Origin of the sequence: Sphingobacterium shayense (assembly GCF_013179575.1) — a bacterium.
Taxonomy (GTDB): domain Bacteria; phylum Bacteroidota; class Bacteroidia; order Sphingobacteriales; family Sphingobacteriaceae; genus Sphingobacterium; species Sphingobacterium shayense.
This window is the reverse complement of the sequence record NZ_JABMCQ010000006.1, coordinates 35,999-57,358: the sequence shown is the minus strand read 5'-3', so window position 1 is coordinate 57,358 and position 21,360 is coordinate 35,999. Positions and strand designations below refer to the sequence as shown.

General features: G+C 38.3%; 19 protein-coding genes and 1 tRNA gene. 8 read left to right on the top strand and 12 right to left on the bottom strand.

Features of this window, described 5'->3' with window-relative positions:
• Positions 1–129: 129 nt before the first annotated feature.
• The 4 genes from HP439_RS01840 to HP439_RS01825 form a co-directional block, all read right to left on the bottom strand.
• Positions 130–1,377 carry an MFS transporter gene (locus HP439_RS01840; protein WP_172388645.1) on the bottom strand — a complete coding sequence of 416 codons (1,248 nt, stop codon included), beginning with the start codon at positions 1,375–1,377 and terminating at the stop codon, positions 130–132.
• A 169-nt stretch (positions 1,378–1,546) separates the two neighbouring features.
• Positions 1,547–2,383 carry a sulfurtransferase gene (locus tag HP439_RS01835; RefSeq protein WP_172388644.1) on the bottom strand — a complete coding sequence of 279 codons (837 nt, stop codon included), beginning with the start codon at positions 2,381–2,383 and terminating at the stop codon, positions 1,547–1,549.
• 112 nt (positions 2,384–2,495) lie between these two features.
• Positions 2,496–2,687: a 30S ribosomal protein S21 gene (gene rpsU, locus HP439_RS01830; RefSeq protein WP_172388643.1), complete on the bottom strand. Its 192-nt coding sequence runs from the start codon at positions 2,685–2,687 to the stop codon at positions 2,496–2,498.
• A 91-nt stretch (positions 2,688–2,778) separates the two neighbouring features.
• Complete coding sequence (locus tag HP439_RS01825; RefSeq protein WP_172388642.1) at positions 2,779–3,408, bottom strand: HAD family hydrolase; 630 nt, start codon at positions 3,406–3,408, stop codon at positions 2,779–2,781.
• An 85-nt stretch (positions 3,409–3,493) separates the two neighbouring features.
• Here HP439_RS01825 and HP439_RS01820 point away from each other — a divergent pair.
• Positions 3,494–3,567: transfer RNA gene (locus HP439_RS01820), tRNA-Ile, on the top strand.
• Between the two features lie 232 nt (positions 3,568–3,799).
• Here the strand turns inward: HP439_RS01820 and HP439_RS01815 are convergent.
• From HP439_RS01815 to HP439_RS01800, 4 genes are all read right to left on the bottom strand, one after another.
• Positions 3,800–4,579, bottom strand: coding sequence for an aminoglycoside 6-adenylyltransferase (locus HP439_RS01815; protein WP_172388641.1), 780 nt, complete (start codon positions 4,577–4,579; stop codon positions 3,800–3,802).
• 224 nt (positions 4,580–4,803) lie between these two features.
• Complete coding sequence (locus tag HP439_RS01810) at positions 4,804–5,328, bottom strand: SRPBCC family protein (protein ID WP_172388640.1); 525 nt, start codon at positions 5,326–5,328, stop codon at positions 4,804–4,806.
• A 502-nt stretch (positions 5,329–5,830) separates the two neighbouring features.
• Complete coding sequence (locus tag HP439_RS01805) at positions 5,831–6,751, bottom strand: helix-turn-helix domain-containing protein (RefSeq protein ID WP_172388639.1); 921 nt, start codon at positions 6,749–6,751, stop codon at positions 5,831–5,833.
• Between the two features lie 19 nt (positions 6,752–6,770).
• Positions 6,771–7,604 (bottom strand): oxidoreductase, encoded by an 834-nt coding sequence (locus HP439_RS01800; RefSeq protein ID WP_172388638.1) that lies wholly within the window; start codon positions 7,602–7,604, stop codon positions 6,771–6,773.
• Between the two features lie 336 nt (positions 7,605–7,940).
• Here HP439_RS01800 and HP439_RS01795 point away from each other — a divergent pair, with 336 nt between their 5' ends.
• Positions 7,941–8,294 (top strand): nuclear transport factor 2 family protein, encoded by a 354-nt coding sequence (locus HP439_RS01795; RefSeq protein ID WP_172388637.1) that lies wholly within the window; start codon positions 7,941–7,943, stop codon positions 8,292–8,294.
• A gap of 410 nt (positions 8,295–8,704) precedes the next feature.
• Positions 8,705–9,247, top strand: coding sequence for a hypothetical protein (locus HP439_RS01790; RefSeq protein ID WP_172388636.1), 543 nt, complete (start codon positions 8,705–8,707; stop codon positions 9,245–9,247).
• Positions 9,248–9,429: 182 nt separating this feature from the next.
• On the opposite strand, the gene HP439_RS01785 is transcribed toward HP439_RS01790, so the two are convergent.
• Positions 9,430–9,900, bottom strand: coding sequence for a hypothetical protein (locus HP439_RS01785; protein WP_172388635.1), 471 nt, complete (start codon positions 9,898–9,900; stop codon positions 9,430–9,432).
• 228 nt (positions 9,901–10,128) lie between these two features.
• On the opposite strand from HP439_RS01785, the gene HP439_RS01780 reads away from it, so the two are divergent.
• Together HP439_RS01780 and HP439_RS01775 are read left to right on the top strand one after the other, a co-directional pair.
• Entirely contained in the window at positions 10,129–12,021 is a 1,893-nt protein-coding gene (locus tag HP439_RS01780) for a tetratricopeptide repeat-containing sensor histidine kinase (RefSeq protein ID WP_216657737.1), read from the top strand.
• Positions 12,014–12,646: a response regulator transcription factor gene (locus tag HP439_RS01775; protein WP_172388633.1), complete on the top strand. Its 633-nt coding sequence runs from the start codon at positions 12,014–12,016 to the stop codon at positions 12,644–12,646. The genes HP439_RS01780 and HP439_RS01775 overlap by 8 nt, the downstream gene beginning before the upstream one ends.
• 63 nt (positions 12,647–12,709) lie before the next feature.
• Here the strand turns inward: HP439_RS01775 and HP439_RS01770 are convergent, their stop codons facing one another.
• Both HP439_RS01770 and HP439_RS01765 read right to left on the bottom strand, forming a co-directional pair.
• Positions 12,710–13,288 carry a YdeI/OmpD-associated family protein gene (locus HP439_RS01770; RefSeq protein ID WP_172388632.1) on the bottom strand — a complete coding sequence of 193 codons (579 nt, stop codon included), beginning with the start codon at positions 13,286–13,288 and terminating at the stop codon, positions 12,710–12,712.
• A gap of 415 nt (positions 13,289–13,703) precedes the next feature.
• Positions 13,704–14,192: a DUF1440 domain-containing protein gene (locus tag HP439_RS01765; protein ID WP_172388631.1), complete on the bottom strand. Its 489-nt coding sequence runs from the start codon at positions 14,190–14,192 to the stop codon at positions 13,704–13,706.
• Between the two features lie 367 nt (positions 14,193–14,559).
• On the opposite strand from HP439_RS01765, the gene HP439_RS01760 reads away from it, so the two are divergent.
• Both HP439_RS01760 and HP439_RS01755 read left to right on the top strand, forming a co-directional pair.
• A complete protein-coding gene (locus HP439_RS01760) occupies positions 14,560–15,333 on the top strand; it encodes a helix-turn-helix domain-containing protein (protein WP_172388630.1) in 774 nt (257 codons plus the stop codon).
• A gap of 74 nt (positions 15,334–15,407) precedes the next feature.
• Complete coding sequence (locus tag HP439_RS01755; RefSeq protein ID WP_172388629.1) at positions 15,408–16,034, top strand: NAD(P)-dependent oxidoreductase; 627 nt, start codon at positions 15,408–15,410, stop codon at positions 16,032–16,034.
• A 113-nt stretch (positions 16,035–16,147) separates the two neighbouring features.
• Here the strand turns inward: HP439_RS01755 and HP439_RS01750 are convergent, their stop codons facing one another.
• Positions 16,148–18,529 carry an ABC transporter permease gene (locus HP439_RS01750; RefSeq protein WP_172388628.1) on the bottom strand — a complete coding sequence of 794 codons (2,382 nt, stop codon included), beginning with the start codon at positions 18,527–18,529 and terminating at the stop codon, positions 16,148–16,150.
• Positions 18,530–18,946: 417 nt separating this feature from the next.
• Between HP439_RS01750 and HP439_RS01745 the strand changes: the two genes are divergently transcribed.
• Entirely contained in the window at positions 18,947–21,121 is a 2,175-nt protein-coding gene (locus HP439_RS01745; RefSeq protein WP_172388627.1) for a S9 family peptidase, read from the top strand.
• Positions 21,122–21,360 lie beyond the last annotated feature (239 nt).

Here is a 21,360-nt window from a genome sequence, read left to right as displayed (position 1 = left end):
TCTATTCGGAAAATAATTCATTTTGTCGTTATCCCGCCACGTTAATCCAGTAATATTCGACTGGGGGACGTGCTTAAAAATTAACATATGCCGGTTGGGCTTCGATATGCCGTTTAGCCACCTGCATTTTCAATCGATCTTTGGATCTTTAATTGGTTTAGATTTTGCAATAATGCTTACCCTATAGATCATATAAATCGTCACTATACTAATAAACACAACAATATATCCAAGCGTCGTATAATGTTCCAACGGACTTTCATTCGTTTTCTGAACGATAATCATTCCAGCAATCGCGGCCGCTATACCACCGGCTAATTGCTGCAAAGAAGAACTGACGCTCATAAATGCTCCCCGGTCTTTCATTTCCGGAACAGCAGTTACTAACGCTGACGACGGAGTCATCCTACTTAGAATCCCCATCATCATCATAATATTAAAAATTACAACGATCGTAAAAGGAGTCGGCCCCAAACTCGTATAAATAAGAACCATTACAATCATCCACACTGTAGCTATTGTAAAAATTTTAAACTTATCGAATTGGTCACTCAAACGACCAATCAAAGGCATAATAATTAGCGAGGAAATACCCGAAACCATAAACAACATGGGTAGCTGCTCGTGGGTAACATGGAGATTATTTACAGCAAAAACACTACTAAAAGGCATCATCATAAACCCGCCTATTGATAGCAATGCCGTAGCCAAGAAACCTATTCGATACTCTCTTTTCGAAAACGTTTTCCATAGGTGTGTAGCAGCTGAGCGTTCTTTTTGGAGTCCTAAATGAGCTGTAATAGGCTTTAATTTTAATGCGATAAGTATGGCGATAATTAGCGCAACGACCGCAATCCATAAAAAGGCGCTTTGCCATCCCCAAGCATTTCCAATATAAAGCCCTATGGGTATACCTAACACTTGACTTGCCCCAAAACCCATTTGTACAAACCCCATTACGCGCCCACGTTGGTCCAAACGAAAAACATCCGTGATGATCGCCATCGAAATCGACCCTATTACACCGCCAAAAAGACCCGTAACAATTCGTGCAGCAACTAAAAGAGGATAATTGGTAGCAAACCCGCAAAGAAAAGTGCCGACAATAAAACCTGAATAAAAAAAGAGTAACAATTTCTTTCTGTCGAATCGATCGGCAAAACCCGCGGTCAGTAACCCCGATATTCCGGCGCTAAACGCATACGCGGACACTGCTACACCGAACTGGGTAGGCTTTAAATTAATTGATTTCATCAGAAGATCACCCATAGGCGACATAATCATAAAATCCAAAACAACAGTAAATTGGGTAATTGCTAGTATAAAAACAACGAGTTTCTGGTAACCAGTTAACGAAACGACTTCCTTTTTTGACATCTGGACGATCTGGGGTTATAGGTGTGAAAAAGCCTTTTAAATTTGAATGCTTATGGTAAATATCAGAATTCTATTCTTAAAAATGGTATCCATCGGGCAATTTAGTATATACCAGTTATCGAATTACAACTGTTCAATTCTCTTGATAAGCATGGTGTTCTACGGAAAACTATATTGTTTCCATAGGATTGTCGTTACGCGACCATTCACTCCACGACCCTACATACAGTTTAGGTATCGGCAGTCCAGCGTAATCAATGGCTAAGATTGTATGGCAAGCAGTGACGCCAGATCCACAATGAACGATAATCTTTTCGAAATCTTTGTCCTGAAAATAAGGACCATAAATTGTTCGCAACTCTTCTGGAGATTTAAATATACCCTGATCTGTTAAATTGTTTGCTAACGGAATGTTGATAGCGCCAGGAATATGCCCAGCGATAAGATCGATTGCCTCTGTTTCTCCACGGAAACGCTTTTGTTCCCTAACATCAATAATAACAGAATTAGCATCATTAATGGATTCAGCAACCTCATTCATGCTACTCATCGGTAGTTGCCAACCGTTAATTGGATAAGGTTCTATACCGCTAAGGGTTGATTCGCCGGATTCCGTAGGAATTCCGAAAGCTTTTGTTTGCTCAAAACCACTACTTAACACCTGCACGCTTTTGTGACCTACAGAACGCAACATCCACCAAAAACGTGCTGCAGCGTTAGTGCCATGAGCGCGGTCATATACGACAACATGACTGGTCGGATTAATCCCCAACCCTCCTAATAACATAGAGAATTCTTGAATGCTCACAAGCGGATGTCTCCCGCCGTATTTGGGATCCTGCACGGAAGAAAGATCATGCTCTAGATCAACAAATTTGGCGCTCTGAAGATGGTCCTGCCTAAAATCATACTTCGCCTTTTCCCCAGAACCAGCCTCTATTATTACCGCCCTGTCTCCTGCTTTATACAATGCTAGTAACTCATTATTAAAAATAATTGATTCCATTCGTCTACCTGTTTAGTACAAATATACCCCTTGATGCGTTTCAGTTTAAAAAAATACATAAAAAAAAGGGCTAATGAATTAGCCCCTTCCTATATCTGTATTAAAACTAAGATTAAACAGTTTCCTGATTTAAGCCTTGTTTGTAAATTGCTTTCTTAACTTGGATACGACGAGTTACAGATCTTTTCTCGTATGCTTGACGTGAACGTAGTTCGCGCAAAACTCCTGTTTTTTCGAATTTCTTTTTGAAACGTTTTAACGCTCTGTCTAAAGATTCTCCTTCTTTGATGTTTACGATAATCATGTGCTTTGTATACCTCCTTTCGTGCCCTTTAAATTTTGTGTTGCAAAGATACGTGAAAGTAGACTCTAATCAAAGAAATAAAATTATTATTTTAAAGACCAAACTTCTCTATTAAGATTTCCAAAGGTTCTTCATGTGTGCACAATGCTGTTTGAAATCCCAATAGTCTTGCGCTCTCTAGATGCTGCGGACTATCGTCTATAAACAAGGTCTCCTGAGGAATAATATCGTTTTCGTCAATTAATAACTGGAAAATCGCATGATCTGGCTTTCTGATACCAACAAGATGAGAATAATATGTTTTCTCAAAAAACTGTTCATTACTAGGTACATCGTATACTTCCTGAAGATGTTTCATACAATGCGCATAGTGTATCTCGTTATTGTTGCTTAAGAGGAACGTTCGGTATTTATCATGAAGATATTCCAACATCCCGTGTCGACCCGGTGGAACACCTATTAATAATGAATTCCATGCCTCGTCAATTGCCTCATCTGTCAGCGAGCCGTCACCTATCATCTCCCGAACTCTAGTTCGGAATTCGGAAGCTGTGAATTCTCCTCGATCAAACTGATCAAATAACGGATCTTGGGCCCGATGACCGAAAAAAGTATCTATATTTTTGATTCCCAACTTACTAAACGATTCTTGAACGCGGGCAAAGTCAATCATAAAGATAACATTGCCATAATCGAGAATAATATTTTTAATTTTTTGCATCTAAAATTTTGTTTTCTCACTACAAATATCGATAATTGCATCGTCAAAAGCGAGTAACCACGGACTTTTGATGAAAAATACCACCGCGCCTATAGCTCAGTTGGTTAGAGTAGAAGACTCATAATCTTTTGGTCCCTGGTTCGAGCCCAGGTGGGCGCACTTAAAAACCCTGTAAGTTATCAATTTGCAGGGTTTTGTTTTTTTTTGGCCAGATTGTAATAGAACTTTATCTTCTTTTATGGTTTACTCGATAGTCTTTGCTTAGTTTTACCTCTATCAGTTTAAAGACAATAAGATCGTAAGAATAAGATCACATGTGGTTAACAACATCAAGTAGAATAATGGAATTGCCAGTAATCTAATACTGTACAATTCCAACAATCACATTGAACTATATTTCGGCTCCTATTTCATCCAAAAGACATACCAAATCTGTGGGCGCTTGAAGTTTATGGAACAACTCAATGGTCAGCACAAAACAATGTCGATAAGCATCAATCAAGCTTTGTCTATCTAATCTTGCAGTACAGTGAGCGTATTTCTTATACCAATATGCAGGCAGATCTTCCTCTACTTTTTTTGTTGGGCTTTCCCAGTGTTCAGTAGAATCCACCTCAATCCTTATGAGCCAAAGAATGTATTTATGAACGTAGAACAAGCTTTGATGGGCATGTGCGAGTTCACCTCGCAACAGAAGATTTCTGGCGTGTAGAAGGCCGTTAATTGCCGAATTGCAAACCCATTTAAGCGATTCTGAAGAACTCCGATTCGGCGTCTCTTTGCTAAGGCTAGTTAGGATGGCCGATAGCTCGCCGTCCTTATCTACCAACGACATTTTCTCAAAGTATTCAAAAGATACTAAGCCAACCCACGATTTTAATATACAAATTTCACGTTTGGGAAGAAAATGAAATTCCCCTCTGATTAAATTTCTAAAAATTGCAACTTCTGAGCCAAACTCATTGATAAAAAAAATGCGTACATCTTCTATTGAATTAACCCAGCGGTAGCGATCAAATTCAATATCGGCGTTTAAAAACACGTAAAACTCTATGTCTGAATAAGTATCACCTTCGTCTTTGACAAAGGATCCATACATGAATACCGCGGATATGGCATCGCTTTTTTGAGCCCAAAGCTGGACTTTTTCAATCATTTCTAATTGAATCATATCAATAATTATTTAAATAAAAAAAAGAAAGTTTATTCCCGACGGATCGGAAATATGCCAGGAAGGCACTAAAGGATTGGTTATCTATTTGTTATTGCTACAGCCATGCTGCAAAAGTACGTAAAATCTGGTCACTTCCGAAACTCTAAAAGTAACGATTAAATCAAACTATCTAATTTTATTGTCGAAGTCCGCCGCCGTAACCTGTCAATTGTATGGTAGCGCTATTTTTTTTTCGATTTTAATAACCCGTCAATTTTAACAAATGACTCACCCCAACCTTGAACCATAAAAGGTTTCATATCGTTAAAAGTCTTTCGTTCCGCATCCGATGGTTCGCCAAAGATTTCCCATTTAACCGTCATCTGCACTCTGTTTCCGGCTTGTTGATTAAAATCCACAGTTAGCAACAAACGATCAGGATAGGTTTCCGAAAATGGTGCTTTGATAAAATTCCCATCCTTGTCACAAAAGTTCTGAACATACACCAATTGATGATTCGGACTGATGGTTTTGTAGCTCAATTTTCCATATTTAGTCATGCCATCAGGCGTTGTCATTTGCCAAAGTGCCGCCCTACCTTCTCTTACGTCAGCGTTTATAAATAACATTTCTGCTCCGGTCGGCCCCATCCAACTCGTATAGATTTCAGGATCAATCCACATATTAAATAAATTAGCTTGCTCTGTTTCAAATACGTGGCTGATGATAAATGTATCTTCTGGATTTTCTCTTGTCTTAGTGCCCATTTCTTATTTCTTTTTTTAGATCTTACCGTCCGTGCATAATAAATATAATAAAAAGCAAAATAGGATTCGACGTTGAACAGTTATTTATTGCACCACAAGGACATGCCTACTTCCACGACGTTTTTCGGGCATGTATTAACTTATCTAGCTTTACTCATATCTACTCAAATACACGATAGTTATAAATATATTGGACGAACAATTTCTATCTAAAATTCACGCAAGTAGCCACCCACCATCCCATTCTTTTATTAAAGCTCCCATCTCTTAAGCGAATGAACTGTCAAGAGACCATGGAATAAATCGGACTGAGGCACGAAGGAGAATTTATCCCTTGAAAGCTCTTTACTGGTGAAATGAATGAGAAGCGAAAGAATAACAGTCAGATATCTCAAATAAGATGCATACTCTACCATCTATTTTCACTGATATTTCGAAATCAAGGCTCAATTAAGCCAAAGCTGGAGTAAGGCATTCCATAGTTTCCTAAGTAACAGGAGTTCTAACGAAATGACTTTCGAAATTTTAATGGAGTGAGATTAGTTTTAACCTTAAACAGCTTGCTAAACGATTGAGGATATTCAAAACCGAGCTGATAGGCAATTTCACTGATTGACAGATTGGTTGTCGTTAGTGCTTCTTTGGCCTTTTCGATTAAATGATTATGAATATGCTGTTGAGTGGTTTGCCCTGTAATGTTACGAAGCATATCACTTAAATAACTCGGGGACACATTAAGTTTGTCGGAAATCTCTTGAACAGAGGGAAGCCCCGATTCCTCCAACGCTATGGTGTTAAATCGTCCAACTAACAGATTTTCAAGTGTTATTAACAAGTCATTGTTTGCCGCACTTCTCGTAATAAACTGTCTGTTGTAAAAACGATTACAATAATTAAGCAATACTTCAATTTGCGAAACAATCACATCCTGACTAAACTCATCTATAGCTGAATGATATTCATGAGCAATATTTTGCATTATTCCAATTATCGTTTTTTCTTCATCGTGGGAAAGGTGTAAAGCTTCATACACTAAATAAGAGAAATAACCATACTTCTTGATCGATCTACCCAAATGATAATTTCTTATAAAATCGGGATGAACCACCAACCAATAACCCGACAATTTTATTCCCTCAACAATATCTGTCGTGACGACCTGCATAGGTGAAAAGAACGTCATAATGCCTTCATCAAAATCATAATATTGCTGTCCGTATTTCATTTTGCCTTCAAAATTATTTTTGACAGCAATACAATAAAAATTGTAGGAAACACTTCGCAGATTCTCGTCATCAAAGCATTTAATTTCCGAAAAGTTAATAACACTTACCAAGGGGTGTTTGGGTTTTGGCAACTCCAACAGCCGGTGCAATTCCGAAATTGAATTTATGATATACGGACTGTTTTTTACTCTCCTCATATTCGTAAAATTACGAAAATCAGTCAAAATCGGTTGACAGCGTTACAGATTTCCAATCCTCAAATTCCTTCGCCTCCTTTTCACGATGCTCTTTTATGAGCTGAAAGGTATCTGTTCCTAATAACAGGCGCAACGGTGGATTTTCTAATTCGACGATTTCCGTTAATATTTTTACTAGTTTTTGAGGATTGCCAATTTGTTGTCCGCTATAGTTTGTCCACATTTTCTCAGCTTCATCTAAACCGTATGCGGATATCCTATTCTCAGCATAGGTCATGGAGCCCTTATCCATAAAATTAGTCCTAAATTGCCCCGGCGCAATCACCGTTACTTTAATACCAAAGGGAGCTACTTCCTCTGCTAATGCTTCAGAAAGTCCGACTACCGCAAATTTTGCAGCGTTGTAACTAGTAGCATTGGCGAAACCAACATAACCAGCATTGGAAGAAATATTGATAACATGACCAGCTTTCTGTTGTCTTAAAGAAGGCATTACGTTTCGCAAGACATTAACGGTTCCGAAAAGGTTAACGTCCAATGTTTTGCGAAATTCCTCGTCAGTCATCTCTTCCATACTACCGACAAGGGAATAACCTGCATTATTAACCACTACGTCTATCCTGCCAAATCTATCAATGATCTTCTGAACGCCATTTTTTACATCTAGATCTGAGGTAATGTCCATTTCTAACGGCAAAAAATCAGACCCTTGTTCATTGATAGCATTTTTTAACGCATCGACATTTCGTGATGTAGCGACCACTTTGTTACCTTGCGACAAGGCCAACTTAGTCAAAGCCAACCCAATGCCTTTTGATGCTCCGGTGATAAACCACACTTTTTTATTGTTCATATCTTTGAGTTTAATTATAATACAAATATCTGTAGATGGCAAAACTAAAAAGTGTTCAACTCTCGGAATGTTGTATCCAAAAGAAAGAAAATTTTTAAATTAAAGCTATCTAGTCTACTGTGAACTTGCGGGTTGTAACAATTGTTTTAGTTTTTCGACGACTGAGCGAGAAAGTTCTGATATTCCGATCCCTTGATAAAAGCTATCTTTGCTGTAGAGGGAAAAGTATTTTTTATATATTGTACAAATGAGAATACAACAGGCACTAGAGAACGCATAGAACGCATAACCCCTTCTATAGAGCGAACGAAGTGAAGCATCTTAAAACTACGAAATATGGAAATACAGATCCAGAACTTAATCAAAAAAGCGTATCTCGCCTTCAACGCAAGAGACATTGACACGGCCTTATCAACAATGCACCCAGAGATTCAATGGCCAAAGGCCTTTGAAGGAGGCTACGTAAAAGGGCACACTGAAATTAGAGAGTATTGGACTCGACAATGGACAGAAATCAATCCCAAGGTTGAGCCTCTGGAATTTAACGATAGAGAAAATGGGTCTTTAGAAATAATTGTGCATCAAAAAGTGAAAGATTTAGAAGGCAATTCTTTATTTGACGGAAGAGTAAAACACATTTACATTTTGAAAGACAAGTTGCTGCGAAGAATGGATATTGAACTCGAATAACATTTCCATAAACCACTTTATTATTTTGCAAAGATCCAATCTCATAAGCGAATGGACAATCAAGAGAACATGCGATAAATCGGATCTGGGCACGATAGCAAATTTATGTTTTTAAAGTCCCTGTTTGTGGGATAAACGCAGGGGTGTTCTCACTTCCCGACCGATGTATTTACCCTTTAACCATCTCCAATTCTAATCAGCCTATTCGAGCTGTTTCAATTTTGAAAGCTGGGTTTTCCCAACTAGCCCCGTCCCTTTATTGGTGAGCTGGACGATTCAGAAAACAATTCATGTTCGCCTCAACGCGGAGTACCATTAAACTTTTTCGAAATCGCCAAGTCTCAAAAGTAATCGACTGTTCAAACTTGGTACAGTTTTGGAAATGGGTTTAAATGCTTACATAAATTATTATGAAAAAGTTTGTATTAGTTGTTTTTGCCGGTCTAACAATACTTTCTACCGGAATTAATGAGGCCATGGCACAACGAGGCGGTGATGACAAATATTGGGAGCACCGCAAGAAAGCGGACAAGAAGCACTATGAGTATGTCCGCGAACGGGAAAAGAAAAGAGATGAATATTACCGAGAGCGTGGTAAAAAAGAAGCCGAGTATTATAGGGAATCTGCGAAGAAACGGAAAGAATACCTAAAAGAGCGACGCAAGCATGGTGCTCCTTCTTGGGCAAGGGCGCACCGTTATGATGCCCGTAGACATGTGTATTTCAAAGATTACCATACATTCTATGACCCTTACCGTGGAGGTTACGTATACTCCGACGGAGGTAACTGGCGCTTTTCGGTAAATGTTCCATCATTCATGATCAATGTAGACCTCGGTAGAGCGAACATACGCATCATTAACGATGTACCGATCAGTAGACATCCAGAAGATTTCTATGATGATTATGACGAAGGATACTGGGATGACGATGACGAGTGGGATGACGACTAAAAAAAGAAAGAGAGGCTATGCTTCTCTTTCTTTTTTTGTCTTCCTCTTTTCAGGATTTTATCGAGTACGATCCAAGACAACATCAGCCGACGCGCGTTACCTGGGAAGTCTTTGCTTTATCTCTGCAAACAAATGACGCTACTATTTAGACTCGTTGGTTTTCGAGATCTCACCAGCTTATCTTACAAAGAATATTGTTTTGTAAAATCAGCTCCGTCTCCGGTAAGCGTCTTTTCTTCATTAACCTTTGTTTCTTTATTTTTTTCAATTTTCAAACTAATAGGTAAATTTTGACCGTAATTGATGATTTGTACACCTGCAGCAAATGCCTGAATAGGTTGAGTAGTTTCAATCACGTAAGATTTCGTCGCTCCGCTGAAATCATTTTTATTTAAGCTTATCGCACCCTCTCCAGTTCTAACCTCCCCGTTTACCTTCCAAACATCTGTTTTTCCTCCGATTGTTCCCCCAGCGATTGAGATCGATACAAAATCTTGGTTAGTATCAACATCATCCAGCTTCACAGTAATCTTATAGGTACCACCCTTCTCTGGCTCTTCTTGGCTGCCGTCGTCTTTGCTGCAACCAGTTGTTCCGAATATCAATACTGATAAAGCGCCTATAAGAGCAATCCTTGTGTTCAACTTTTTCATAATAGTTTCATTATTTGTGATAGGCAAATTTCCATCGTTTGCATTATTGTAACAATCACTATAAACCGTGATTTTGTTTCTAATGGTTTACCATGATTTTAAGTACCAAACATTCGCAATCATTTTTTATTTAGATATTTGGGGTTTAATCAACGGTCGATGTTCAAAAATACATTCCTATCAGTTGTGATTATTATTTGTTGTCTTCTATCAAAAGCACAACGACTGATGCCCTTAGACGAAATAAACTATTTAAAGCAAATCGAGAGAGACCTTAAGATGAGTCCGAACGACAGCGTTCGCCTACACAACTACCTTCTATTGTCAGAATATTGGGTACAAACTGACAGCTCAAAAAGCTGGCAAGCACTTCAGACCGTCTTGATTTCTCCTAAAAAAGATCTTATAGAAAAGGGAGTTTTAGAATACTATCAGGCAATTTTTTATGCATCCCACGGAAAAAAAGCTAACGCCAAAAATCATTATCAGGCTGCCATAGATTTATTAGAGCACGATGTACACAACACCGATCTACTTATAAAAGCTTTGTACAACTATGCTTATGTTCAAGTAGAAGACAAAGGTTACGACGTTATGGTCAAAATGCTAACTGAGCGCTGTATTCCTTTAAGCGAGAAAAATGGAAACACAGATCTACTAATATATTCGTATACGCAATTAGGGTTGACCTTCATGTCCGTAGGCCAATTTGACACGGCAGAAGAATATCATAAGAAAGCATTAGCGCTAATATCAGAAATACCAGCGCACAACACGGTCCGGCTAATTACTTATCTCAATTTAATAAGTAATTATTGTTATAAGCCAGATAGTAAATCCGCGAAAATCTATTTAGACAAAGCGAAGGATCTTATACAACGATTTCCAAACTCCCAACACTATCCCAACTATTACTATCAGGAGGCAATGTATTATACCACAACACAAGAGCATAATAACGCTTTAGTTAGTTTGGACAAAGGAATGAAGCTCGCCAGATACAAAAATCAACCGCAGTTGTTACATATGCTATATTTTCGTAAGTATAATGTGTACCTGATGCAAAAAGATTATCAAAACGCTAAAGTGCTATTAGAGCAAATTTTGAAGGAGAATATCCTGAGCAAAGAAGCCGTCAACCGAAAAATCACTTATACGCAATTAGCAACTGTTAACGAAAACTTAGGCGACTACAAGCAAGCTTACGATTGGATGAAGAAATCAGGTGCTTTGAGTGATTCGCTACAACAACGAAAATTGCTCGAAAAAATGAATGAGCTGGAAATCACACTTCAGACAACAGAAAAACAACAAAAAATAGATAAACTAGAGCAAGAAAAGAAAGAGAATCTATTAATTGCCAGAAATAAGAATCTGCGTATTTCACTCTTAGGAGGTGCACTTGGAGTAAGTCTAGTAATCGCTTTTTTTATTCACCGGAATTATAAGAATCAACAAAAACTGAGTAGACAAATCAGAATCGGTCATCAGCAAGATCTATTACGTATTGAAAGTGAGCGAAAATATGAAGCCACAAAAGCTATGCTCCAAGGAGAAGAACAAGAAAGGCAACGAATTGCACAGGATTTGCATGACAGTATCGGAGGGATGCTGGCGAATATTCGTATGTCAATTTCATCGGCAGAACCTGGTGCGCCTATCGATATTCTAAAAAAGATAGATAAATCTATTTCAGAAATGAGACGTATCTCCAGAAACCTCATGCCTGAAACACTTAAGAATATCGGACTGGAAACAGCTCTAAAAGAACTTTCAGAATCGATGGAACATAAACATTTGTCTATTCAGTTCGAAGCATTTAACCTATCAAAAAACATCCCGTTTCAAAAGCAGTTGGTATTCTACCGCGTTGCCCAAGAAAGTATTAGTAATGTTATCAAATATGCACAAGCCAGCAATCTGATTGTACAAATAAGTCAAAATGAAAATACGCTTAGTTTAACAATCGAAGATGATGGAATAGGATTTGATAAAACCAAAATTATGTATGGTCTAGGGCTAAAAAACATTGAAAACCGCGTCCGATTGATTAATGGAACAGTAGACGTTACTTCTGTACAAGGAGAAGGCACCACTATAACCGTAGAATGTGATGTATAATAAAAATAGCTTAAACTTAGCGATCGTTGATGACCATCCAATGGTTCTGGAAGGATTGAAATCACTCCTGCAGCAGAGTACCAAATTTCAAATTTTCTCTTTCACAAAGGGCGCTGCTTTATTAGATTTCATTCAGGAGAACAGAATAGATGTCCTTTTGCTAGACATTGTCCTAAGCGATGGGAATGGTTTAGATTTCTGTAAAATTATCAAACAAAAATCGCCTAAAACAATTGTAATCGGAATAAGCAATCAGGCCGAACGAAGCATAATTTTTCGATTTTTAGAAAATGGCGGTAGTGGATACATATTAAAGAATGCAGATGCTTATGAGATAATTCAATGCGTTGAAAATGCTATAATTGGCGATCTCGCTTTAAGTAAAGAAGTACAAGAAATTATGTTACGCCCTTCAGCTAATAGTTTTGAGCTTCCAAGAGTAACCAAAAGGGAACAGCAGATTTTACAAGCAATCGCACAGGGCCACACGTCAGTAGAGATAGCAGAAAAATTATTTATCTCGGTGATAACCGTGGAAACACACCGTAGAAATTTGTTGCAGAAGTTTAAGGCAAGAAACATGATCGAATTGGTTAAAATAGCAACCGAAAATAAACTGATATAAAAGATGTTACTACCTATCGGACGCAACAAACACAAGGTTTAAGCAGTCCACTCCTATCGCGTGTCAAAACCCACGCGGCAACTTCTGTAAACCGGCAAGGATTGCTATATCATATATTCGATTCGATCTTGTCTCTGGTTTTTTAGCCAAAATAACCCACTGCAGTAGCATTTTCCGCTTCGTTCTACTCAGTGACAAAAAATAATCTTTAGCCCCCACATGTTCTGCCAGCGCATTGTCTAAATCCTTCGGTATTATCAGGTCTTCCACTTGATCCAATAGTGTCCAACTGCCATTCTTTTTCGCGATATCTATAATCGCCATACCCGCAGGGAACATCTTTCCTTCATCGATGAGGTGTTGAATCTTTTGTTTGTTTATTTTGGACCAAGTTCCAGTAGCTTTACGCTTACTAAAAAACTGAATGGACCGACTAGCATCAAGCTTTTTCTTAATACTATCTATCCAACCAAAACACAACGCTTCTTCCACCGACTCAGCCCAAGATATCGTAGGCTGATTAGCGTCCTTTTTATATAGGATTATCCACACAGCAGTCTCTTTTTCATGATTATTAATAAGCCATTCCCGCCATTCTGATCTTGTTTTGGGATAGAACATTTCAATATTTTTATTCTTCATAGACAGCTGGTTTTGTTCAAACAAAAGAAATGACCATTTTTGGCAAAATCAAATTATATCTATACATTTCTGGTACGTTGCCACAATTTATCGCAGAAACAATATAACATTTCTATTTTCGGAGATGCATCAATCTAAACATCGATTTTGATGATCTTCTCTTGGACAGAAGAATCGCAATAGCCATTGCGCAGAAGTTCAAATATTTTCTCACCTTCTAAAAACCTCATAACCAAGCTTTCCAACGGTCGCCTGATAGGCGTCATCATAGTTGGTTCCCTTGAAAATGACTATGCACCTTTTCGATATCACCTCCCAAATTAATTGTAGTTATTAATCCTGCGTGAAATCTAGTAATCATCCTGTCTGCTGGAACGGGAAGCCCAATATGGGCTAACTAAACAGCAATGCCTGTTTATAGCATAGCGTTATGTTCTTTAACATCTGCTTTTCGATTATAAATCATGCTAGCAATCCAAACGATTGGCAAACCGAAAGCAACGATTAAGGCCATCATATTTTTAAACACACTTACAAAATGAAAAGCCGTAGGACCTATACCGCTCAACGGTAGCACTACAAGATTCATTATCGTCCATATCAAAAGTCCATAGACGAAAACAATTATGAAGTTGTATTTAAACCATTTAATGAAAGATGGATAGATCCGTAACAGCACAATACAAAATATAAATGAAATCAGATAATGTAACAACACACCATATACAACCATTTCCATGCCTGCGGACAAAGCGGCCCTACCAAATAACCCACTTGCGATAAATTTAAAGATATTAGCAGCAGGTATCGCGGGATTAAGTATTATTGCAGATAATCCATCTAACGTACCTGTCAGTAGCCCTGTGAGCAAGATAGTCGATTTACTATTAAGTTGCATCTTCATAGCTTTTAGAGGTTTACAAAGGTGAAAAACAGTACATCTTGATCATTACTTAAATATCATTTCCCATTTTGAATCGATAACCAAATTTACTTTAAAGTTTTAGATTACCTCATATGGGATCTCTGATTTATCGCGAAAGGTTAACGATTTCAATTCGATATGAGCGCTCGCGGATATAAATTTAAAATCTTGTGTATTTTAACATTCAATCAGAATAATAACTTTACTCTACTAATCGCTTCAAAACAAATCTAGTCGATACTATTGAGTCTACCCGTGATTCTCTGTCATCGTTGGGAGGAACCCCCTATCGAAAAATAAGTATATTCGTTTAATATTTTTAAAATCAACTTACGATATTAGAAACATGAACTTTTTGGATTTCATACCCCATAGATCTATCTCACTTTTTGTAAAAAACATCTGGGTCATTGAGGGTAAAGATGAGGCTGCAAAAACAAATCTCCCCTTCTTTGCGGATGGATATCCGGGACTGATGTTTCAGCAAACAAAAAATGGGCTAAAAATACATCCACACAATAAACAGATGCCAAACATTTTTCTTTATGGACAAACTATCAAACCCATAAAACTTGAAGTTGATGGCCCCCACCTTATCATAGTCTTCCAATTATATCCATTCGTGTTACGTGCTTTCTGGAACATTGCTCCTCAAAGTATTAACGATAGTTGTTACTATTTGGATAATATACCAGAACTGGATATTCCGAAAGTAACCGACGTTTTATTAAAAGCAAAAACTATCGAAAGCAAAATTCAAATAATGTCTGAGATGCTTTTGAATTTATTTGAGCGTAGAAAGCAAAATATTGACCTGGACGTTGCAAAAGCTATTCAAATGATTATCCGTTTAAAAGGTGCTGAACCTATCAACTTTATAGCGGAGCAAACAGATTTAAACATACGAACACTGGAACGGCGATTTTTGAAAGAAACAGGACTTTCTCCAAAGCAATTTTCTCAAATTATTAAATTTCAAGCATCATTGCAACAGATTTCTGGCAATGATTATACGAAGCTCACAGACGTCGTTTATGAAAATGGCTATTCTGATCAATCTCATTTTATAAGGGTATTCAAAGCATTTACTGGCAAAACCCCCTCCGATTTCCGACCATAAAAACACCGTTGTCGTTTTTATTCTATTCTAAGTCACTGAACCTTCTCAATTTTGTAGTATTAAACTTTAACACTATGAAAATAATTGTATTTGGTGCTACGGGCACTGTCGGAATTGAAATCGTAAAACAGGGATTGGCAACGGGACATCAAGTAACTGCATTCGTTAGAGATCCGGACAAACTAGCTAATGTTAGCCATGAAAGACTCCGGGTGGTAAAGGGAGACGTGCAAAATATTGAAGATCTGGAAAGCGCATTGTTGGGTCAGGAAGCTGTTTTATGCGCATTGGGTGACGGAGCTAAAGGAAAAATCAGAGCTGTCGGGACAGGAAATATAATTGAGGGAATGACAAATGTCGGTATCAGTCGGCTTATTTGCCAATCCACCTTAGGTGCGGGAGATAGTTACAACAGTTTAAATTTTCTATGGAAGTATATTATGTTTGGTATTTTGTTAAGACGAGCGCTTTCTGATCACAATCTACAGGAAGAATTAATCCGCGATAGTAGTTTAGATTATACGATCGTAAGGCCTAGTGCTTTCAGCAATGGTGATATCACTAAAAACTATGAAATAGATTTTGACAATAACCATAAGGGCCTAAATCTTAAGATTAATCGCGCGGATGTTGCGGACTTTATGCTTAACCAGTTAACGAACAACAAATACCATAAAAAAACGGTAAGCATTTCCCATTAACAATAATCCGTGACAATGTTAAATACTTGTCACGGCTGCTTTTCAATGGTAAACAGGAGAATAAAAAATCTAATTAAAATCGACGCGCTCACTCTTAATCTTAGTACCCCTGATCACTCACTTCTCAGGCTTCCAATCGGGTTAGCCTGGGCCGCCCTGATTGCCAGGGCACTAACTGTAAATAGCGCGATGATCATGGCTATTACACCAGCGATGACGAAAATCCACCAATGCACGTCTATTCTATATACAAAACCTTCTAGCCACTTTTGCATAATAAACCAAGCTATCGGTGAAGCAATAACAGTAGATAAAAGTACAAGTTTCAAAAAATCTGCAGACAGCATTGCGACGATACGAGTGACTGATGCACCTAATACTTTGCGGATACCGATTTCTTTAATTCGTTGCATCGTCGCAAAAGAAACTAATCCGAAAAGACCTAAACAGGCAATAAAAATAGCCATGCCGGAGGCGATTGCCGTCATTACCTGTGTCCGTTTTTGTTGAATGAACTTCGAGGCGTAGGCTTCGTCTGCGAAGCGTAGATCGATAGGATAACCGGGATTGTATTTTTTCAGAATTGATTGTATCTGTTCTATGTTCGAAAGCAGGTTGTTCGCTGAGTTAACCCTAATATGTACATAGCTGAACCAACTCGCCGGGCCCTTTACAATCATCGGCTCAATAATTTCATAAGGAGACTGTAAAACAAAATCCTGAATAACACCAACAACATTCCAGGTTTCCTGATATTCTGTACCTTTTAACGAAGTGATTTGCGTGCCAATGGGATTACTTAATCCCATACGTTTCACCGCGGCCTCGTTTAAGAGCACTGCATTGGAGTCAGCGCGATGCTTGTAAATATCGATGTCGCGACCTGCCAGCAATTTAATACCCATGGTTTTGGCAAAGTCAGCGTCACTACTCATGCCGTTAAATACGGCGTCAAAATCATTTGGTTTACTATTCGGCCACGAATAACCCCAGCTATTATTTGCGTAGTGAGTAATTCGTCCCAAGCTTTTGGTAACGCTATTGGCAACTCCAGCTTCGATCAACTCATTGCGCACAACTTCGTAGTTCTTTTTTAAATTGCCATCCAACGGTATGTATACGAGATTACTTTTGTCATATCCAGTTTCTCTATTTTGACCATAACGAATTTGCTGACCAATAATAATTGTGCATATGCCCAAGCATACAGAAATCGTAAACTGAAAAGTTACCAGGATCTTACGAGGTTTAAAGCCTCTACCTATAGAAATAAAACGCCCTTTTAACGTTCGCATCGGTTCAAAAGCTGATAAAACAAACGCAGGATAAATACCCGCCCCTAAAGTCGAAAAAATGATAACGACAACGAAAAGCACCCAAAATGTTGAAGATTGACCATCGATTCGAACATCACTACCAATCATACTATTGAAAAAGGGTAGCACAAGTAAGGAAAGAACCAGAGCAAGAGCGCCTGCAAGGAGGGTTAAAATGAAGGATTCGATTAGAAATTGTTGAATTAAAGTTTTTCTCGGGGCTCCAACAACTTTGCGTATCCCCACTTCTTTCGCACGTCTTTCAGCGCTCGCGGTCGTTAGATTAATAAAATTGATACAGGCAATTAGAAGGATAAAGAAACCAACAAGTGCAAACACACGTATTGTAGTGATGTTTCCAGCGACCATTTTCCCATTAACAGATTGGTTATATAAATGCCAACGGCTTGCGGGATACAGATAAATACTTGCTTTCACATTGTTATTCGTGTGCTTTCTAACTAGATTTTCTATACTATGATTCGCCGTCTCCATGGACACTCCCTCTTTTAGTAGAACATACGTCTGGTGATTATAATTTGTCCAGGAGTCATTTTCGATCCAACCACTCTTTTCAAGGTAATCCCAAGAGCAAAAAAATTCTTCACCATGAAAGGTAGAATTACTGGGAATGTTTTCGATGATTGCCCGCACTTCCATCGCGATTCCTTTATCAACGTGCACAATTTTTCCTATCACATTGGTTGTCCCAAAAAGTTTTATCGCTAAAGCTTCCGTCAAAACAATTGAATTAGGCTCCGAGATTGGAGATTTCGTATTTCCATTGATAAACGAAAAGTCGAACAGCTTAAAAAATGACGGATCACTTACCACGCCCGACGCTTTAAAACTTTGAGATCCAGCGCGAAGTAAAGAACTTGCACTCCCAGTCCTAATGACTTCCTCCATCTCAGGATTTTCTTGCTGTAGAATGGGACCTAACACAGCAGCAGTCCCTCCCCATGTATGCTTCTCACCATCGAACTCATCGAGAGTATAGACTTGATATAACCGATTCGAAGCAGTGTAAAAGCGGTCAAAATTTACTTCCAAACTTATCCACAGACCGATAAGAATTGTTGCGCTCATACCTAGCGCCAAACCTATAATATTAATAAAAGAGTAACTTCTATTTTTCCATAATGTCCGACAGGTTATTTTTAAATGATTCTTTATCATGCGTAGTATAATGAGTAATTAGAGGTATTCCTGAAACAATCTTACTTTTTCAAAGGCCATGCCAGTCGGACAAACAACTAAATAACAACAACTTACATTTAAACATATTAAAACATGTCCGAAACCGTGCATATCACTGTCCAATAGTGAACAGTGATTCTCCAATAAAGAAACACGGTTCTCGACTCAACAACGAGATACATTAATTCTAATTAAATGTACGGCTAATACAGTTGAAAAATCTCTGTAATTCCAAGTATACCACTCCAAAATAAGCCCATCGGATTTAGTATTCTTTCTTAGCCAAAGAACTGGCCAAGGTTCTCGTTTTATATTTCTATCTGATCACTCATCAAAACTTTGTCTGCATATTTTTCCTTCAAATCGTTATTTTCGCGAGCACAAAACTCATAAACAATGAAAAAATTATTGGTATTATTCTTATTGGGTTCTTCTTTTGCCTATGGCCAAAGAGGATTCACTATTGAGGAGACTGTCTACGGACCTGCCAAATATGCCCCTCAAACCATATATGCTGTAAAATGGGTTGCAAACATTGATGCATTTTCCAGTGTAGACAGCTCTCGTCAAAACCTGTTAATCCGCGAAGCAAAAAACAATTGGAAACCAAAATTATTAATCGAAAAAACAGACCTCGAAAGAGCGTTAAATTTTGCAATAAAAGGCGATGAGTTGGCCTTAGCCACGTTTCCTACTGTATACAATTGGTTAGACGAAAGAAATATCAGCATGAGCATCGATGGCGAGAACAACCGCTACGATATCACCTATAATATTGTTAGTAAAAAGATAAAAATAAACTCGTCGCTGCCCAAAGAAATCGTAGGCGACCAAACTATATCGACAGCCACGAAAACAGCATTCCTCAACGGAAGCAATATTGAAATAATGCAAGCCGATGGAAAGAAAATTCAGGTAACCAAAGATACGCTTGATGGGATCGTGAACGGAACATCTGCAATTCATCGTAATGAATTTGGCATCGATAAAGGAATGTGGTGGTCACCCGACAACAAGAAACTATTGTACTACACAAAAGATGAAACCAATGTTAGTCAATACCCTCTTTCGCAATGGGACACCCGCGTCACCACGATCAAAGACATTCGGTATCCAATGGCTGGAATGAAAAGTGAACATGTCACTTTAAATATTTTCAATACCGAAACCGAGGAATATATCCGTTTGCAAACAGGTGAACCTAAAGAACAATACCTAACGATTGTTACATGGGATCCAAGCAATGAATTTATTTATGTAGGGGTATTAAACAGAGGTCAGGATCATCTAAAACTCAATAAATACGAAGCAAAAACGGGGCGGCTGGCCAAAACCCTGTTTGAGGAAACTTCCGATACCTGGGTAGAACCACAGCATTCACTTGCTTTTACTCCAAATAATCCGAAGCAATTCATTTACCAAACAGATAACGATGGATACAATCAGCTATACCTATACAACACGGACGGTCAGCTGATCCGTAACTTAGGCTATAAAGATGTAGTTGTTACAGATTTTCAAGGGTTTGACACGAAAGGCACGAAAGCATATTATATAGGTACTACAAACCAGGCCATGGACCGACACCTTTTCGAGGTCGATTTAAAAAATGGTAATACAAAACAATTAACGCAGACAGATGGAATACATTCCGCTTCTGTTAGCGGAAGCGGAAAATATGTTTTGGATCAGTTTACGAACTTAGAAACTCCTAATGAGATTCAAGTTATAAACCGGGAAAACAACACTGTAGAAAATGTGCTCTCAGCAGTAAATCCTTTCGAAGGTAAAATCGACTTACCTAAAATCGAATTTAAAACTTTTAGCGCAGCGGATGGACAAACACCATTAAACGCTAGAATCATCTACCCTTCTAATTTTGATTCAAAGAAGAAATATCCTGTTATGGTTTATTTATACGGTGGTTCACATGCACAATTGGTGACAAATAAATGGCTTGGCGGCGCTGGATACTTTGATCTATATATGGCACAAAATGGCTATTTAGTATTTACGATTGATAATCGGGGTTCGGATGCACGCGGACGAGACTTCACTAGAGTAACGCATAGAAATCTTGGTGAAGCGGAAATGGCGGATCAACTGGTGGGAATCAACTACTTACGATCTCTCCCCTATGTCGATACGGAAAATATGGGCATCTTCGGGTGGAGCTTTGGCGGATTCATGGCGAGTTCTATGATGACCAAACGAAATGATATTTTTAAAGCTGCTGTAGCTGGCGGTCCGGTTATCGATTGGAAATATTACGAAGTGATGTACGGCGAAAGATATATGGATACACCCGCAGAAAATCCTGAAGGCTACGAAAAAACGTCCTTACTTAATAAAGCGAACAGACTACAGGGCCATTTATTAATTATTCATGGCGCGCAGGACCCAGTTGTTGTTCAACAGCACAGTATGGAATTCGTCCAGAACTGTATCGAGAAAGGCAAGCAAGTTGACTATTTTCTTTACCCTACCCACGAGCATAACGTGTTAGGCAAAGACAGAATCCATATGTATGATAAAATCGCGAAGTACTTCAATCTGTACCTAAAAAATTAATAATTAACGGTTATCTAAAATTTAGCATAAGGACAAGTGGCAATTATTTAGCTATTTTTCCTTATGTTTCTTTTACATAAGGATTGAGCGATTAACCTTTCTGCGATGATTTGAAACGTAAGATTAATGGTTGTTTTAATTTCGTCATTGAGAAAGATTCTGCGTCCGTGTTACAAATGCGCTTGCCAAAGCGATCTTTCGAATATTACTAAATGCATTTAGAATGTACTTTAGAGGTC

What these genes read in the sequence shown, in the direction of transcription:
- HP439_RS01760 (WP_172388630.1), top strand. Translation starts at nt 14,560, where the DNA reads ATGAACTTTTTGGATTTCATACCCCATAGATCTATCTCACTTTTTGTA.
- HP439_RS01750 (WP_172388628.1), bottom strand. Translation starts at nt 18,529, where the DNA reads ATGATAAAGAATCATTTAAAAATAACCTGTCGGACATTATGGAAAAAT.
- HP439_RS01770 (WP_172388632.1), bottom strand. Translation starts at nt 13,288, where the DNA reads ATGAAGAATAAAAATATTGAAATGTTCTATCCCAAAACAAGATCAGAA.
- HP439_RS01785 (WP_172388635.1), bottom strand. Translation starts at nt 9,900, where the DNA reads ATGAAAAAGTTGAACACAAGGATTGCTCTTATAGGCGCTTTATCAGTA.
- HP439_RS01825 (WP_172388642.1), bottom strand. Translation starts at nt 3,408, where the DNA reads ATGCAAAAAATTAAAAATATTATTCTCGATTATGGCAATGTTATCTTT.
- HP439_RS01775 (WP_172388633.1), top strand. Translation starts at nt 12,014, where the DNA reads ATGTATAATAAAAATAGCTTAAACTTAGCGATCGTTGATGACCATCCA.
- HP439_RS01765 (WP_172388631.1), bottom strand. Translation starts at nt 14,192, where the DNA reads ATGAAGATGCAACTTAATAGTAAATCGACTATCTTGCTCACAGGGCTA.
- HP439_RS01795 (WP_172388637.1), top strand. Translation starts at nt 7,941, where the DNA reads ATGGAAATACAGATCCAGAACTTAATCAAAAAAGCGTATCTCGCCTTC.
- HP439_RS01840 (WP_172388645.1), bottom strand. Translation starts at nt 1,377, where the DNA reads ATGTCAAAAAAGGAAGTCGTTTCGTTAACTGGTTACCAGAAACTCGTT.
- HP439_RS01800 (WP_172388638.1), bottom strand. Translation starts at nt 7,604, where the DNA reads ATGAACAATAAAAAAGTGTGGTTTATCACCGGAGCATCAAAAGGCATT.
- HP439_RS01805 (WP_172388639.1), bottom strand. Translation starts at nt 6,751, where the DNA reads ATGAGGAGAGTAAAAAACAGTCCGTATATCATAAATTCAATTTCGGAA.
- HP439_RS01780 (WP_216657737.1), top strand. Translation starts at nt 10,129, where the DNA reads ATGCCCTTAGACGAAATAAACTATTTAAAGCAAATCGAGAGAGACCTT.
- HP439_RS01790 (WP_172388636.1), top strand. Translation starts at nt 8,705, where the DNA reads ATGAAAAAGTTTGTATTAGTTGTTTTTGCCGGTCTAACAATACTTTCT.
- HP439_RS01745 (WP_172388627.1), top strand. Translation starts at nt 18,947, where the DNA reads ATGAAAAAATTATTGGTATTATTCTTATTGGGTTCTTCTTTTGCCTAT.
- HP439_RS01815 (WP_172388641.1), bottom strand. Translation starts at nt 4,579, where the DNA reads ATGATTCAATTAGAAATGATTGAAAAAGTCCAGCTTTGGGCTCAAAAA.
- HP439_RS01835 (WP_172388644.1), bottom strand. Translation starts at nt 2,383, where the DNA reads ATGGAATCAATTATTTTTAATAATGAGTTACTAGCATTGTATAAAGCA.
- HP439_RS01810 (WP_172388640.1), bottom strand. Translation starts at nt 5,328, where the DNA reads ATGGGCACTAAGACAAGAGAAAATCCAGAAGATACATTTATCATCAGC.
- HP439_RS01755 (WP_172388629.1), top strand. Translation starts at nt 15,408, where the DNA reads ATGAAAATAATTGTATTTGGTGCTACGGGCACTGTCGGAATTGAAATC.
- rpsU (WP_172388643.1), bottom strand. Translation starts at nt 2,687, where the DNA reads ATGATTATCGTAAACATCAAAGAAGGAGAATCTTTAGACAGAGCGTTA.